The following is a 16,806-nucleotide window of genomic DNA, read 5'->3' as shown; positions in this document are numbered from 1 at the left end:
AAAGTCCGCTCGACTTGCATGTATTAGGCACGCCGCCAGCGTTCGTCCTGAGCCAGGATCAAACTCTCCATAATAGTTAGTTTGAAAGCTCATTTACTTTGCTAGCGTATCAACATAAAGTTGATATCTATAATTTGTTTAAATTCATCACTTAAACGTTTAAATCATTAACGTTTGCTTGTTCAGTTTTCAAGGTTCATGTTGTTCGTACGCTGTTTTTGCGACTTCTCTAATTTAACATTCCTGTTTTTCTTTGTCAACAACTTTTTTGAAAAAATTTTTTGAGGTTAACTTGATTAAACAACTCGTTACTTCGAGTACGTCTTAGCGACAATTAATATATTACAATACTATGCAATGTTTCGTCAATACTTTTTATAAAAAAAATTCAGAGCGTAAAAAAACGCTCTGTTAAATATACTATAAACCATATTCACTTTCAACAAATTGCTTGTCTACGTAGTAATTCCTGTGGAAAATAGCCTCATTCTTCGCAATAATCGGTTCTACATGAATTAATCCCTTTTCAATTAAATATTCAACAAACACTTCTAAGTCTGTGGAATAGTAACTTAATTCAGGATGATTATGTAGTTCTTGAATCGTCCAACTCGGCTGTTCTAACATCGTTTCTAATATATGTTGCCCGCCATCATTCGTTCTTGAGTTAATTAAAAACTCTCCAGCTAGAAATAAAAGCTCTAAACGTTTTTCTAAACTTTCGTTACTTAAAATCAATTCTTCATATAACTTATAAATTGCAGGTTCAATTCTTTTCACTTGGGACCATACCGTCACTTCTGGATATAGGCCACTATCAATAATTGATAATCGTCCTAAATGGTGTAGCAATGCCACAACGTGATTATAAGAATCTAAATGATGACCACTTTCAAATAATTCTTTTCCCTCTTGATAACGGCGAATTAATTTCGAAAATTGAATACCCGTTTTTAATTTCCGACCGAAAAATGGGAACTCCTGTAACTCTGAGCGTAATTTAAATAAAAACTCATTTCGATCGAACATAATTTTACCGTAGAAAATCCAATCAACTAAACGTTTATTAGACCCAATAAAAATCCATTTACGTAATCGTTCTTCAGTTATAATATGCATCACTGTTTTCGAATCACCATATGTATAGTGCTTAGAAAAAATCGGGTGATCTGCTTCTTTTACTATAATAAGAAGAACTGCATCAAATGTATCCGTCACATTTGGTGCATCCTCACGTTTATTAATCAAAATAACACCTAGTGTATCAGGTTGACTTGCACGTTCCTGGTATATTGGTCGCAAAATATGCTCCATATTTATCCTCCTCAATTATTGCTTTACTTACTGTCTTTTAATATTGCCATTAAAATAGAGCATTCTTAGATAGTAATTCATATTACAAGAAACTCCACATACTCTTTCAACACGAACTTTTTACATATAATGCTTCATGCATAATTTCGACATCCTAATGCACAAACCCTTTAAAATCAATTTAAAAAATGCGAATTATGAAAATGGACCCCTTTTCTTCTCTACTAAATGGATTCCAATCTATGTTATAGTATAGTTTAGATTGGGAGGCAAACTACATGAAAAAGTATAACAATAAAATTAATAAAATTCGTTCCTTTGCATTAGCACTTATTTTTATCGGCTTCGTAATAATGTATGGAGCTATTTTCTTTAGAGAAAATCAAATATTAGTTCTAATCTTTATGTCTGTTGGTTTACTTTGTATTATTGGAAGTACGGCAGTTTATGGATGGATTGGACTGTTATCAACTCGTGCAGTACAAGTTGTCTGTCCCGAATGCGGTAAGTGGACAAAAGTTTTAGGTCGTGTTGATTTATGTATGTATTGTAATGAACCACTTACACTTGATCAAAATCTGGAAGGCAAAGAATTCGATCAAAGTTATAATAGTAAAAAGAGCCAGTAATTAAGAAGCATGTACTATCTTTTTTGGACAAAATTAAACCTAGTAACTTAGACGTTACTAGGTTTTTAACTATTATAAAGCCTTTTCTGAGCTGTTTTCAACACACTCTGGGCAAGTACCATACACTTCTAAACGATGTGAATTTACTTTAAAGCCTGTCATATGTGCTGCAAATTGTTCTACCTCATTTAACCCTGGGTAATGGAAATCGACAATTTTACCACAGCTTTCACAGCTAATATGGTAATGATCTCCCGTTGCAAAATCAAATCGACTTGCAGCGTCACCGTAAGTTAACTCCTTCACTAAGCCCACTTCACGAAATACGCGTAAATTATTATATACTGTGGCAACGCTCATATTCGGAAACTTGTCAGCAAGTGCTTTGTATATATCATCAGCTGTAGGGTGAATCATACTTTGAATTAAATATTCTAAAATCGCATGACGCTGAGGAGTAATTCTTACACCAGTAGACTTTAACGTGTCCAGCGCATCCTTTAAATGCAGTTCAGACATCGTCATGCACCTCTCTTCATACATATTATTAATTTATAATTGTTATAAATAGTGTAGCTAATTCATCTACATCTTGTCAACAATTGCTTATTTAGATTTAATCGAAAGTATTTCCATCTTCCACTAACTATTTACCAAATGGCTTATTGAAAATAGATTCCCCAAAATATAGCTTTCTTCATTTTCCATTCTCAATTAGTAGCCGCGCAGCAAATTCATTTTGTTTTCTAAATTGCGTTCGCCATTTAACCATTGCTCCAAGCTCGGTTTAAAAATGTCTAAACTTCGCTCTACATAACGAGAAGAGTGACTTGAAAAGTGCGGTGATAATGTCACATTATCTAATTTCCAAAGCGGACTATCCATAGGTAGCGGTTCGATTTCGTAAACATCTAACACCGCATGAGCTATCAATTGTTCTTTCATCACTTGTACTAGCACATTTGTATCAACCAAATCACCTCTGCCAAAATTCATAAAAATGGCGGATTCTTTCATTAATTCAAAATGTTCATATCCTAATAAATGCTTCGTATATTTTGTAGCAGGAAGCATGGAAATAATAATATCCGCTTTCGGTAAATATTGTGCCACATCGCCTAGGAAGTGAGTTTCATCCATATAAGCTGCTGCTTCTGCTGAACGATTGCAGCCAATTGTGTAAACATCAAATGCTTGAAGAATTCGCCCAATTTCACTGCCAATTGCTCCAGGTCCAATAATCAGTGCCGTACTACCATTTAACTCTGACAAATTCGCTTTTTTATTCCATTGACCTTTCGACTGCTGTTCATAAATAAATGGAAGTCCGCGCTTCAATGCTAAAATATGAGCTAAAACAGACTCTGTCATCGGCTTTTTGTGGATGCCACGTACATTGGAAACTAAAATATCACGCTTTGCGATCGCTGCTGCTGGCATTTTTTCAACCCCTGCCGAAGCTACGAAAATCCACTCTAAATTTATCGCCTCATCAACCCGCTGCTCTATTAAATCTTCTCCATACGTTACTAAAATATGAGCCTCTCGTAAGTTCGCTACATCTAATTTTGAATCAAATACAAAATTCACCTGTGGAAACTGCGCGATTAACGGCGCTTTTAAATCTTCTCTTGGCTCAAATGTGAAATAAACCACCACCATAAAATAATCCCCCTTGTACAATGACGCTATGTTCATTGTTTTTTATCGATTTTTTAAATAGTTTAACACATCTTCAATATGATTTTTCACTCGAACTTTGCGCCATTCTTTTTCAACAATGCCCTGCTCATTAATTAAAAAAGTTGTACGCTCAATACCCATATACTCTTTGCCGAAATTTTTCTTCAATGTCCATACACCGTAACTTTCTGCTACTTGGTGATCAGCGTCCACTAACAAAGAAAAAGGTAGCCCTTGTTTCTCTATAAATTTTGTATGGCGGCTGGCATCATCCATACTCACTCCTAAAATTACGGCATTCAGATCGGAAAACTCTCCATGTGCATCTCGGAAATCACATGCTTCAGTCGTACAGCCTGGTGTCATATCTTTTGGATAAAAATACAGTATGACATTTTTCCCTATATAATCTTCTAAATGAATTAATTCACCTTTTTCATTTACTAATGAAAATAACGGTGCTTTTTGATTTTCTAGTAGCATCGATAATACCTCCTATTTTCTTCTATCGTACAAAACATTGCACATTGTTTCAAATTCTTTGGCGTTCACTACGAATACATATTACAATAGTAGAGAAATTATTTATCGCAACTATTTGGAGGTATTTTATAATGAAACATACTAAATCAGAACAACTTCATGAAGAAGCATTGCAACATATCGTCGGGGGCGTTAATAGTCCTTCACGCTCATATAAAGCAGTTGGTGGTGGTGCCCCTGTATTCATGACTCGTGGAAAAGGCGCTTACTTTTGGGATGTAGATGACAACCGTTATATTGATTACTTAGCTGCATACGGACCTATCGTCACAGGTCATGGTCACCCACATATTGCAAAAGCGATTGCGCATGCCGCAGAAACAGGTGTATTATTCGGAACACCAACAGAGCATGAAATTATTTTCGCTAAAATGTTAAAAGAAGCGATTCCTACATTAGATAAAGTTCGCTTCAATAACTCCGGTACCGAAGCGGTTATGACGACAGTACGTGTGGCACGTGCCTATACGGGTCGTACTAAAATTATTAAGTTTGCGGGTTGCTATCACGGTCACTTCGACCAAGTATTAGTTGCTGCCGGTTCTGGTCCCGCTACACTTGGCACGCCAGATTCTGCAGGTGTTCCCAAAAATGTCGCAACAGAAGTCATTACTGTACCCTTTAATGATGCAGAAGAATTTACGCTAACGATGGAAAAATGGGGCGAGCAAATTGCTGCTATTTTAATCGAGCCAATCGTAGGAAATTTCGGCATTGTTGAACCAAACATAGGCTTCCTTGAACATGTACATGCTTTAGCTAAAGAATATGGCGCACTTACAATTCACGATGAAGTAATTACCGCTTTCCGTTTCCACTATGGTGCAGCACATACAATGCTAGGCTTAACACCTGACTTAGTAGCCCTTGGGAAAGTTATTGGTGGTGGTTTACCAATCGGTGCATACGGTGGGCGCCTAGAAGTGATGAATACCGTTGCTCCACTTGGACCTGCTTATCAAGCCGGTACGATGGCTGGTAACCCTGCAAGTATGCAAGCTGGTATTGCCTGTTTAGAAGTTTTACAACAACCAGGTATTTATGAGGAAATGGATCGTTTAGGTGCATTGCTCGAAGAAGGTATTTTAGCAGCGGCTGAAAAGTATAATGTCACAATTACAATCAATCGCCTTAAAGGTGCTTTAGCGGTATACTTTACAAATGAAAAAGTAGAAAATTATGAGCAAGCTGAAAATACAGACGGCGAAAAATTCGGACGTTTCTTCAAGCTTTTGATTTCTCAAGGCATAAACTTAGCCCCGTCTAAATATGAAGCTTGGTTCTTAACGACCGAACATACAGAAGCAGATATTCAAGAAACGATACAAGCTGTACATTATGCATTTTCTAAATTATAATTCCTTGTGATTTATAGTATTTAATTATGATGAGCTGCTATTTCAAAAGTATTACTTAGTTGTAGCAGCTCGTTATAATTTCCGAAAAAGGAGCCACTCCCTATGAAATTAGGTGCACGTGTTTTAAAAACGGGCGTTGCAATTGTATTTGCATTATTTTTGGCAGAACTTTTAAATGTCCCATCTCCTGTATTTGCAGGGATTGCTGCAGTTTTCGCAATACAGCCATCCATTTATCGCTCTTTCCTTACAATTTTAGAGCAAATACAAGCGAACTTAATTGGTGCGATTATTGCCGTTAGCTTCGGATTAATTTTCGGGCATCATATCGTTGCAATTGGGATTGCTGCTATTATCGTTATCGGATTAATGATGAAGCTAAAATTTGAAAAGTCCATTTCTCTTGCACTTGTAACAGTTATCGCCATTATGGAGGTACCTGGAGATGAATTTGTTATGTTCGGTTTAATTCGCTTTGGTACGGTTATGCTCGGGGTATTTGCTGCGTTTATCGTCAACTTAATCTTTTTACCGCCAAAATATGAAATTAAGTTATTTAAAAATATTAATGCAGTACAAGATGATATTATTCGCTGGACACGACTTGCCGTTCGTCAAGCAAGTGAACACGTATCAACAAAAATAACAATCACAAAATTAAAATCTCGATTGAGCGAATTAAATACAATGTACGATTTTTTCAAAGAAGATCGTAGCTATGTAAAGAAACATCAGTTCGCGAAGGCCCGCAAGCTTGTTGTCTATCGTCAAATGATCCTAACATCTAAAAAAAGCTACGAACTACTCATACGACTACACAAACATGAAAATGAACTTGGTAAATTACCAGTACAATTTCAATTGATCATTCAAGAGCGTTTAGATTTTTTACTAACGTATCATGAGCAATTATTATTGAAGTATACTGGCAAACTAAGACCTGAGCATTCAAAGTGGACGCGCCATGAGGAATATTTACAAGGTGCTGAATTAATGGAGCAATTCATCCAGCAAATCGCCACTGCTCAGGAAGAAGCTACTGAGGATGAGCAATTTTCAAGTTATCATTTGCTTTACATTTTATCGCGCATATTAGACTACGAGGAAAACTTAGAGCATTTAGATACTTTAATCGTTTCTTATCGCAGCTACCATAGCAAAGAAATAAATGTTGATTTAGAATCCGATTTTTATTAAAAAAGATGGTGAAACGCTAAATTCTCAAGCGTTCCACCATCTTTTTAATTTTTCATTTTTGGATTAAGCTAACCAATAAAACTTATTCTATCGTTACATTTAATAATTTATCAGAACCAGTTGGATGTGGTAAAAAGCCTTTCACACCAGACTTCGCTCCAAGTAATGGCGTTGAGTGTGCAAGTGGTACCCACGGTGCGTCATCATGAATAATTTCTTGCGCCTTTTTGTAATGATCAATTCGTACATTTTCATCTGTTTCTGACTGCGCTTTGATTAATAAATCATGTACTTCATCATTTTTATAGTATGCGTAGTTATTACTTCCAATATTGTCTTCATCTAATAACGTGTAAATAAAGTTATCTGCATCTCCGTTATCGCCTGTCCAACCAAGCATAAACGCATCTGCTTCACCGTCTTTAGCTTTATCTAAATACGTCGCCCATTCATAAGTAACGATTTTCGATTTCATTCCAACATCTTCTAAATTCTTTTGAATAACTTCAGCAACTTTTGCACCATCTGGCATGTATGGACGTGGTACTGGCATTGCCCATAGTTCAATCTCCTTGCCATCATAACCTGCTTCTTTTAATAATGCCTTTGCCTTTTCTGGATCATATGGATAGCCAGTAATCGCATCATTATAGCCACTAATTGATGAAGGCATTGGGTTTACTGCAACTTCTGCACGTCCTTCAAAGAATGCATCAACAATTCCTTGTTTATCAATCGCATAGTTTACTGCTTGTCGAACGAGCTTATTATCAAATGGCGCTCGCGTATTTGTTAAACCTAAATAGCCAATATTCATAGACGGACGTTCAATTAGTTGTAAATCTGCATTCCCTTCAACTGTCTTACCATCTGAAGGATTCACCCCGTCCGCTAAATCAATTTCTCCAGCGATTAATGCATTTAAGCGAGCTGAGTTATCTGGAATCGAACGGAAGATGACTTTATTTAATTTCGGCAAACCATCTTGCCAATAATCTGCGAATTTTTCGATTGTAATCGATTCATTTCGTTTCCATTCTGTAAATTTAAATGGACCCGTACCAACTGGTTGATCACCAAATGCATCGCCTGCTGCTTCAAATGCAGTTGGTGATGCAATACCAAATGGACTCATTGCTAAGTTTTTCAAAAATGGAGCTTGTGTGCGAGAAAGCGTGAATACTACTGTATGATCAGCTTGCGCTACAACATCCTTAATAATATCTTCGCCTTCTGCTTTAAACATTGAGTTAAAGTAGTAAAAAGCATCTTCTTTTCCAGCTTTCCAGCGGTTTACATTTTTTATTACAGCTTCTGCATTAAAGTCTGTGCCATCATGGAATTTTACACCTTCTTGTAATTCAAATGTGTAAGTCAAACCATCGTCACTAATTTCCCAAGATTTCGCAAGACCTGGGTTAATTGTTGTATCTTGTTCCCCAAAATTAATTAATGTTTCAAATAAATTTTGAGTTACTTTGAATGACTCCCCATCTGTTACAATACCAGGGTCAAGCGATACGGAGTCTGCTCCACGACCAAATACTAAATCTTGGGGTATTGAAGGGCTTGTCTCATCTTTTGTAGCGCTATCGGTACTCCCATCCGTATTTGTTGCATTTTTATCCTCACCAGTAGAACCTTCATCATCGGTATTACACGCAGCTAAAAATACCGACATTGCTAAAAGCAACATAAGTCCTAAAAAATACAATTTACCTTTTTTCAATAGAAATACCCCCTATATTTTGTTCTATTATCATTGCGACGCCTCATTATATAAATGACACGCTACAGAATGACCTAGTGGAACTTCTTGCAGTTTTAGGACATTTGATGAGGATAACGCTTCGCATGATACACGCTCAATCTAAATCGGTTCATCGGCTATCGGTACAATAACTTTCCAATCCACGGTATCTACTCTTATTATTCTGAAAAGTCAGTCTTTATTTTAGAGTATAATATTTTGCTATTTTTTACAAGAATTATCTTCCAACTGTTATTTTCAACTCGTTTATACACACTTTCTCTAAATATAATCCCAACAAAATTTTCTATCTTTTCATTAGGAATAGACATGATAGAGATATAAACTTGAATAGAAAGAGTTGATTAGAATGAAGGGGAGCCGTAATCGCGAAAAGCGTCTGGACCGAGATAGAAATCAACTCCACCTTTTTCAAAAAGGTTTTTTAAAGGTTAGATTCATTAGTTAAATATATATCAAAACGGATAAATCAAAAAAATAACCTTTGATTGAATGTATTCAATCAAAGGTTATTTAAACTTCAATTAATTTTTCATTTTTGGATCGAGGGCATCACGTAAACCGTCCCCCATCAAGTTAAAGCCAATAACCGTTAGCATAATCGAAATCCCCGGGAATACCATTGCCCACGGTGCATTAATAAAATAAACGCGTGCATCAGCTAACATTTTTCCCCATTCTGCTTGTGGCGCAACAGCACCTAACCCTAAAAACCCTAATGCAGCAGCTTCAATAATCGCTGTAGCAATCGCTAATGTACCTTGTACAATTACTGGTGTCATAGAGTTTGGTAAAATATGATTCCACAATATTCGTGAATTTTTCATCCCGATTGCTCTTGCTGCTACAATATACTCTTCCTGTTTAATCATCAATACACGCGAACGGATTAATCGACCGAATGTAGGTACATTAATAATAGCAATTGCAATTAATGCATTTTGAAGCGATGGTCCTAAAATTGAAACTACCGCTATCGCAAGTAATATACTCGGGAATGCTAACATAATATCAAAAATGCGCGAAATAATTGTATCAATCCATCGACCATAGTAGCCTGCAATAATACCTAGAAAACTCCCCATAACAGCTGATAGTAATACTGCTGAAAAACCAACTGTTAGGGAAATACGCGCACCATATAAAACTCGCGAAAAAATATCTCGTCCTAAATCATCCGTTCCAAACCAATGCTCTGCGGATGGTGGCAGTAATCTATTTGTTAATAATTGGTCATTCATTCCGAATGGTGCAACTCGAGGACCAATTATCGCAATAATGATAAAGAACGCAACAATTGCTAATCCGAAAAGAGCGGCTTTACTTTTCCTAAAGCTACGCCAAGCCTCTTTCCATGGACCTGCAACTTTTTCTTGTGCAACGATTTGCTTGGATGCTAGTTCAGACATGTCGATCCCTCCTTCTAGTTGTACTTAATTCTTGAATCAATAACCGTATATAAAATATCAACAATTAAATTGATCATTACGAATATGAACGCAACGATTAGAATACCCGACTGAATTACGGGATAGTCACGATAGCCGATCGCCTCATAAATATAACGACCGATTCCTGGCCAACTGAAAATTGTTTCTGTTAAAATCGCTCCACCTAAAAGCATCCCTAGCTGTAAACCGATAACTGTTAATACTGGAATTAATGCATTTTTCAGTGCATGCTTATAAATAACAATGAACATTTTTTGCCCTTTTGCACGAGCTGTACGAACGTAATCAGAGCGCATTACTTCAAGCATTGAAGAACGCGTCATACGTGCAATAATGGCAGTTGGTATTGTTGCTAGTGCTATACCTGGTAAAATTAAATGCTTAATTGCTACAACAAATTGATCAAAACGCCCTTGAATAAGCGTATCAATTAAGTAAAAATTTGTAATCGCATTTATTGGGTCGCGAACTTCTTCACGTCCTGAAGTTGGAAGCCAGCCTAAGTTAATACTAAAAACCCATTGCTCCAATAAACCAAGCCAGAAGATAGGCATTGAAACACCGATTAAAGCGATAATCATTGCCACATAGTCAAACCAAGAATTTTGGAACCAAGCTGAAATAATCCCCGCGTTCATACCGATAATGACTGCTAGAATCATTGCAAAAATTGCAAGTTCGAATGTCGCAGCTAAATACGGCCAAACCTCGCTTGAAATTGCTTGCGCTGTTCTTAAAGACTCCCCTAAATCCCCTGTAAGAAGACCTTTTAAATAATCAAAATATTGCACATACCAAGGATTGTCTAGACCTAATTTTGCACGTAATGCGGCCATTGCCTGTTCTGTTGCTTGTTGCCCTAAAATTACCTGTGCCGGATCACCCGGAATTGCACGAATAATTAAGAAAACAACAAACGTCATCCCAAGTAGTACCGGAATTAAATGTAAAAGTCTTTTCCCTATGTAGTGAAGCATTGTCTTCACCTCTCCATTAATCATTTTCGAATAGCTATTCTGCTTCATTGTTTGAAAGCTCATTTACTAACTTCATCAACAAATTCGTACTCGTATGTAGAATTTGATTCTATTTTGAGTGTGCTCTATGAATAACTGTACTTATAAAGAAAGGAAGAAAGGTTTGGCAAGAAACCTTCCTTCTCCCCCCTTAATTATTGCATTGAAACGTTTTCTAAAGATTCAGAACCTGTTGGGTGTGGTGCATAGCCCGTTACAGATTTAGAAGCACCAAGTAATGGTGTTGAGTGTGCTAATGGTACCCATGGAGCGTCATCTTTAATAATTACTTGCGCTTGTTTGTAAAGATCGATACGTTTTGCTTCATCAACTTCTGATTGTGCATCGATTAATAATTTATGCACTTCTGGATTGTCGTAGAAAGAATAGTTGTTTGAACCAATTGTATCGCGGTCAAGTAATGTATATAAGAAATTATCTGGGTCACCGTTATCACCAGTCCACCCTAACATAAATGCATCCGCTTCACCGTTTTGTGCTTTTTCTAAATACGTTGCCCATTCATAAGTAACGATTTTAGATTTCATACCAACGTCTGCTAAGTTCTTTTGAATAACTTCAGCAACTTTTGCACCGTCTGGCATGTATGGACGTGGTACTGGCATTGCCCATAGTTCAATTTCTTTACCGTCATAACCAGCTGCAGCTAATAATTCTTTCGCTTTTTCTGGATTGTAATCATAATCCTTAACTTCATCGTTGTAACCTGAAATTGAAGACGGCATCGGGTTGATTGCTACATCTGCGCGACCATCGTAAAATGCGTCAACAATAGCTTGTTTATCAATTGCATGGTTTACTGCTTGACGTACTAATTTGTTATCAAATGGTGCACGAGTTACTGTTAAACCTAAGTAACCAATGTTCATTGATGGTCGTTCAATTAATTGTAAATCCGCGTTATTTTCAATTTGTAAACCGTCAGATGGGTTAATTCCATCTGCTAAATCGATCGCTCCTGATACTAAATCATTTAATCGTGCTGAGTTATCTGGAATCGAACGGAAGATTACTTTATCTAATTTCGGTAATCCTTCTTTCCAGTAGTTTTCATTTTTTTCAAGCGTAATTGAATTATTACGTTTCCATTCTACAAATTTAAATGGACCTGTACCTACTGGGTTGTCGCCAAATGTATCACCTGCTGCTTCAAATGCAGTTGGTGAAGCGATACCAAAAAGAGCCATTGCAATATTTTTTAAGAATGGTGCTTGTGGACGTGCTAATGTAAATACGACTGTTTTTTCGTCTGGAGCTTCCACTTTAGCAATAATGTTTTTGCCCTCAGCTTTGAACATTGAGTTGTAGTAATAGAACTCATCTTCTGCACCAGCGCTCCAACGTTCAAAGTTTTTCACTACAGCTTCAGCGTTAAAGTCCGTATCATCATGGAACTTAATACCTTCTTCTAACGTAAATGTGTAAGTTAAACCGTCTTCAGAAACTGTCCATTCTTTTGCTAAACCAGGTTGAACAGTTGTGTCACCTTCACTGAAATTTAATAGTGTTTCGAAAATGTTTTGTGTTACTTTAATCGATTCGCCGTCAGTAACTGCTGCTGCATCAAGTGATACAGAATCTGCTCCACGACCGAATACTAATACTTGCTCTTTTTCTTTAGATTCTCCGTCACCAGATTTTGTTTCTGTTGAACTTGAATCGCTGCCACAAGCTGCTAAAACTGAAATTACTAGTACTAGCAAAAATCCTAGTGACCAAAATTTGTTCTTCATATCCTTACTTCCCCTCTTCTTATGTAGTTATATCAAACGTTACTGGTCATTATATAAATGACAAGCAACTGAGTGACCTGGTTTAATTTCTCTTAAGTTTGGTGCTTTTTGTTTACATTCTTCCGTCGCGAATGGACAGCGTGTGTGGAATGTACATCCAGAAGGTGGATTTGATGGACTCGGAATATCTCCAGTCAATAACATTTGATCTCCCTGGAATTCTGGATCCGGAATAGGTACAGCCGAAAGTAATGCTTGTGTATATGGGTGTAACGGTTTATCGTACAAGGATTCACTCGTTGCCAGTTCTACCATACGACCTAAATACATAACCCCTACTCGGTCACTTATATGACGCACTACCCCTAAATCATGGGCAATGAAAATATACGTTAACTTTAAATCTTCCTGTAACTGTTTCATCAAATTTAATACTTGCGCTTGAATGGATACATCTAATGCAGACACAGGTTCATCCGCAATAATTAATTTGGGATTTGTCATTAATGCGCGCGCAATACCTACACGTTGACGCTGACCACCACTAAATTGGTGAGGGTAACGTTTTGCGTGATATTCACTTAATCCAACAATTTTTAAGTATTCCATTACTTTTTTCTTTCGTTCAGCACCATCACCCATACCGTGTACAATTAATGGCTCTTCTAAAATTTTTTCGATTGTATGACGTGGATTAAGAGAAGCATACGGATCTTGAAAGACCATTTGAATTTCACGTCGTATTTTACGCATATCCTCATTAGATAAATCCGTTAAGTCTGTGCCATCAAATTCGATTTTTCCTTCAGTTGGTTCAGTTAAGCGCATTATCGTCCGCCCAGTTGTTGACTTCCCACAACCCGATTCACCAACGATACCTAGTGTTTCACCTTCATACACTTCAAACGAAACATCGTCAACAGCCTTTACATGCCCTGTTACACGTGCAAACATACCTGTTCGAATGGGAAAGTATTTCTTTAAATTATTAACTTTTAATAATACTTTACTCATTGTTTGATGCCCTCCTCTACTAAGAAGCAACGAGATTTATGTGTACTAGATAGTTCAAATAATGCTGGTGTTTCAGCCGTACAACGTTCTGTGACATACTGACAACGCGCAGCAAATCGACACCCTGTTTTAATAGAGCCCGGTTTCGGAACATTACCCGGAATCGAAAATAAACTATCTTTTTTATAGCGCATATCTGGAACCGATTGTATCAAGCCTTGTGTATATGGGTGTTGTGGATTTTTGAAAATCTCCTTTACTGGCGCTTCTTCAACCGCTTGCCCTGCATACATAACAACTACACGTTCACATGTTTCTGCGACTACACCTAAATCATGCGTAATTAATAAAATCGCCGTATTCAAACGCTCATTTAAATCCTTCATTAGTTTTAAAATTTGCGCTTGAATCGTTACATCCAATGCTGTTGTAGGCTCATCCGCAATAAGTACTTTCGGATCACATACTAACGCCATAGCAATCATGACACGTTGACGCATCCCACCTGACAGTTGGTGTGGATATTCATTAATAAGCTCTTCCGAACGAGGTAAACCTACTAACTTCATAATTTCGATTGCTCTTGCTATAGCTTGCTTTTTGGACCAAGATTTATTATGTATACGAATCGCTTCCACTAATTGATTGCCTATAGTAAATAATGGATTCAACGATGTCATTGGCTCTTGGAAGATCATTGCAACATCTTTACCACGAACAGCGCGCATTTGTTTATCCGTTAATTTTGTTAAGTCTTTGCCCTCTAGCAATATTTCTCCGTTCGTAATTTTACCTGGTGGGCTTGGTACTAACCCCATGATTGACAGTGATGTTACACTTTTTCCACATCCAGATTCCCCTACGATGCCAAGAATTTCACCTTCATGAACATCAAAATGTATATTATCTACAGCTTGAACTGCGCCGTCATCTGTGAAGAAAGTTGTTTCTAAACCTTTCACATCAAGAAGTACTTTACGTGTCATCTTGTTCCCCCTATTTTCTGAATAACGAATTTCGAATAGACCTTATGATAAACCAAAGTCTAACAATATACAATATTCTAAAAAATATTATTTATTAAATTTTCTGAATAGTAATAAAAATGTGATTTAATATTCTTTAAACATCAAAATGTTACAACTTTATAAAATTCCGAATTTTCCGAATATTATTCTAACATATATTTTAAGTGAAAATCATTTATTTTTGCATAGAAAAAGCACATCATTTCAATTTCAAAAATGATGTGCTTTTAGCTATATAAATTCACTTTTTACTTCAATACTTTAAACTATTTCTAAATAACCGCATTATGCAAATTGAATCTAATCTAATTTTTGTACTTGGAATAAATTATAGTACGCACCATGTTGATTCATTAGTTGCTCATGATTGCCTGACTCTGCCACTTCCCCATGTTCAATGACGAAAATCCTATCTGCATGTGTAATTGTCGACAAGCGGTGTGCAATGACAATCGTTGTACGATCACTTGCAAGTCGGTCAAGCGAGTCTTGAATTAATGCTTCGCTTTCTAAATCAAGTGCAGAAGTCGCTTCATCCAATACTAAGATTGGCGGGTCTTTTAAAAATACTCGTGCAATCGCGACACGCTGTTTTTGACCACCAGACAGCTTGACACCGCGCTCGCCCACTTTCGTATCGTATCCTTCTGGCAAATTCATAATAAAGTCATGTGCATTGGCCGCCTTGGCAGCAGCAATAATTTGTTCTTCCGATGCAGTTGGATTCCCCATTAAAATATTTTGCTTTACAGAATCACTAAATAAAATATTATCCTGTAACACAATTCCGATTTGTGCGCGTAAAGATGGTGTCGTCACATCGCGTACGTCCAAGTCATCGATTTTTACCGCACCTTCTACAACGTCATAGAAGCGTGGAATTAAGCTTACAATGGTCGATTTACCGCCGCCACTCATGCCAACGAATGCCACTGTTTGTCCTGGCTCAATCGTGAAATCTACCTTGTTCAATATTGTATTTCCACTTTCTTCATATTTAAATGTCACATTTTCAAATTGTAACTTTCCTTGCGCTTTTGGCAATTCAATTGCATTGTCTTTATTTTGAACATCGTATTTTTCATCCATTAATTCAAACATCCGGTCCATCGAAGCAATTGACTGTGTTAACACTGTAGATGAGCTAACTAATCGACGTAGTGGACCGTAAAGTCTGTCAATATACGCATAAAACGCCACCATCACACCTATTGTTAAGTCTTGGTATAAATACAAATAACCTGCAAAGCCAATAATTATTAACGGTGCCATATCGGTAATCGTATTAACTACCGCAAAGGATTTCGCATTCCAGCGTGAATGATCTAATGCTTTATTTAAAAACTCTCCATTTGTTTCATCAAAAATTTTCTGCTCATGCTTTTCCAAAGTAAAACTTTTAATAATACTCATTCCTGCAACACGTTCATGCAAATAACTTTGTACACCTGCTAATGCTTGCGAGCGTGCTCCTGTTAAACTACGTAGCTTACCGAAGAAATATTTCACACTAATCATGTAAAACGGCAATGCAATAAGTGAGACAAGTGTCAGCTTCACATCCATTTTAAACATAATTGCTACGACAATAATGATTGTGACAAGGTCAAGCCATAAATTCATTAACCCCGTCATGACAAAGTTTTTCGTTTGCTCAACATCGTTTATAACACGTGAGATCACTTCTCCCGCGCGCGTGTTGGCATAATATTTTAAACTAAGCTTCTGTAAATGGCCATAAAGCTCTTTACGAATATCAAATAAAATATTATTACTTAAATTTTGAGCAAAATATTGGCGATAATACTCAATTGGCGGACGAATAACGAAAAATAGCACTAAGCCTATTCCAATCCATGTAAAAAGTTGCGATGTTTTTTCATCTTTTGATAAATTATCATTTAATAAAATATCGTCTAATACGATTTGTAATAACCAAGGTAAAAATAATGGGATTGTAAATTTAATAATCCCAATAATTATTGTTAAAAAGAGTAGAAATTTATATGGCTTTACGAAGCGCAAATACCGCTTAATACTGTCCACTG

General features: G+C 36.7%; 14 protein-coding genes and 1 rRNA gene. 3 read left to right on the top strand and 12 right to left on the bottom strand.

What is annotated here, in order from left to right; all coding sequences use genetic code 11:
• Window positions 1-74, bottom strand: a 16S ribosomal RNA gene (locus tag ACQKIH_RS11795); the annotation flags it as partial.
• A 346-nt stretch (window positions 75-420) separates the two neighbouring features.
• Window positions 421-1,314 (bottom strand): nucleotidyltransferase-like protein, encoded by an 894-nt coding sequence (locus ACQKIH_RS11790; protein WP_057984550.1) that lies wholly within the window; start codon window positions 1,312-1,314, stop codon window positions 421-423.
• Window positions 1,315-1,592: 278 nt separating this feature from the next.
• Between ACQKIH_RS11790 and ACQKIH_RS11785 the strand changes: the two genes are divergently transcribed.
• Window positions 1,593-1,943 carry a YgzB family protein gene (locus ACQKIH_RS11785; protein WP_427766171.1) on the top strand — a complete coding sequence of 117 codons (351 nt, stop codon included), beginning with the start codon at window positions 1,593-1,595 and terminating at the stop codon, window positions 1,941-1,943.
• Window positions 1,944-2,015: 72 nt separating this feature from the next.
• On the opposite strand, the gene perR is transcribed toward ACQKIH_RS11785, so the two are convergent.
• The 3 genes from perR to bcp form a co-directional block, all read right to left on the bottom strand.
• A complete protein-coding gene (gene perR, locus ACQKIH_RS11780; RefSeq protein ID WP_057984561.1) occupies window positions 2,016-2,462 on the bottom strand; it encodes a peroxide-responsive transcriptional repressor PerR in 447 nt (148 codons plus the stop codon).
• A gap of 195 nt (window positions 2,463-2,657) precedes the next feature.
• Window positions 2,658-3,605 (bottom strand): D-2-hydroxyacid dehydrogenase, encoded by a 948-nt coding sequence (locus tag ACQKIH_RS11775; RefSeq protein WP_427766168.1) that lies wholly within the window; start codon window positions 3,603-3,605, stop codon window positions 2,658-2,660.
• 42 nt (window positions 3,606-3,647) lie between these two features.
• The gene (bcp, locus tag ACQKIH_RS11770; RefSeq protein ID WP_427766166.1) at window positions 3,648-4,109 is read right to left on the bottom strand and encodes a thioredoxin-dependent thiol peroxidase; all 462 of its coding nucleotides are present in this window, start codon (window positions 4,107-4,109) and stop codon (window positions 3,648-3,650) included.
• A gap of 131 nt (window positions 4,110-4,240) precedes the next feature.
• Between bcp and ACQKIH_RS11765 the strand changes: the two genes are divergently transcribed.
• Both ACQKIH_RS11765 and ACQKIH_RS11760 read left to right on the top strand, forming a co-directional pair.
• Window positions 4,241-5,527, top strand: coding sequence for a glutamate-1-semialdehyde 2,1-aminomutase (locus tag ACQKIH_RS11765; RefSeq protein WP_057984566.1), 1,287 nt, complete (start codon window positions 4,241-4,243; stop codon window positions 5,525-5,527).
• 102 nt (window positions 5,528-5,629) lie between these two features.
• The gene (locus ACQKIH_RS11760) at window positions 5,630-6,724 is read left to right on the top strand and encodes an aromatic acid exporter family protein (RefSeq protein ID WP_057984568.1); all 1,095 of its coding nucleotides are present in this window, start codon (window positions 5,630-5,632) and stop codon (window positions 6,722-6,724) included.
• Window positions 6,725-6,806: 82 nt separating this feature from the next.
• On the opposite strand, the gene ACQKIH_RS11755 is transcribed toward ACQKIH_RS11760, so the two are convergent.
• From ACQKIH_RS11755 to ACQKIH_RS11725, 7 genes are all read right to left on the bottom strand, one after another.
• The gene (locus ACQKIH_RS11755) at window positions 6,807-8,453 is read right to left on the bottom strand and encodes an ABC transporter substrate-binding protein (RefSeq protein WP_057984570.1); all 1,647 of its coding nucleotides are present in this window, start codon (window positions 8,451-8,453) and stop codon (window positions 6,807-6,809) included.
• Window positions 8,454-9,019: 566 nt separating this feature from the next.
• Entirely contained in the window at window positions 9,020-9,904 is an 885-nt protein-coding gene (locus tag ACQKIH_RS11750; RefSeq protein WP_427766162.1) for an ABC transporter permease, read from the bottom strand.
• A 14-nt stretch (window positions 9,905-9,918) separates the two neighbouring features.
• Window positions 9,919-10,923, bottom strand: a complete 1,005-nt coding sequence (locus ACQKIH_RS11745) for an ABC transporter permease (protein WP_427766183.1) — start codon at window positions 10,921-10,923, stop codon at window positions 9,919-9,921.
• A 194-nt stretch (window positions 10,924-11,117) separates the two neighbouring features.
• Window positions 11,118-12,716, bottom strand: coding sequence for an ABC transporter substrate-binding protein (locus tag ACQKIH_RS11740; RefSeq protein ID WP_427766159.1), 1,599 nt, complete (start codon window positions 12,714-12,716; stop codon window positions 11,118-11,120).
• Between the two features lie 39 nt (window positions 12,717-12,755).
• Window positions 12,756-13,730 carry an ABC transporter ATP-binding protein gene (locus tag ACQKIH_RS11735; RefSeq protein WP_057984577.1) on the bottom strand — a complete coding sequence of 325 codons (975 nt, stop codon included), beginning with the start codon at window positions 13,728-13,730 and terminating at the stop codon, window positions 12,756-12,758.
• The gene (locus tag ACQKIH_RS11730) at window positions 13,727-14,716 is read right to left on the bottom strand and encodes an ABC transporter ATP-binding protein (protein WP_427766156.1); all 990 of its coding nucleotides are present in this window, start codon (window positions 14,714-14,716) and stop codon (window positions 13,727-13,729) included. The genes ACQKIH_RS11735 and ACQKIH_RS11730 overlap by 4 nt, the downstream gene beginning before the upstream one ends.
• A 342-nt stretch (window positions 14,717-15,058) precedes the next feature.
• A complete protein-coding gene (locus tag ACQKIH_RS11725) occupies window positions 15,059-16,804 on the bottom strand; it encodes an ABC transporter ATP-binding protein (RefSeq protein ID WP_427766181.1) in 1,746 nt (581 codons plus the stop codon).
• Between the last annotated feature and the right edge of the window lie 2 nt (window positions 16,805-16,806).

The sequence above is a fragment of the Solibacillus cecembensis genome (genome assembly GCF_050272495.1).
Classification (GTDB): Bacteria; Bacillota; Bacilli; order Bacillales_A; family Planococcaceae; genus Solibacillus; species Solibacillus cecembensis.
Note: the sequence above shows the minus strand (reverse complement) of the source record. Positions and strands in the feature narration are given on the sequence as shown.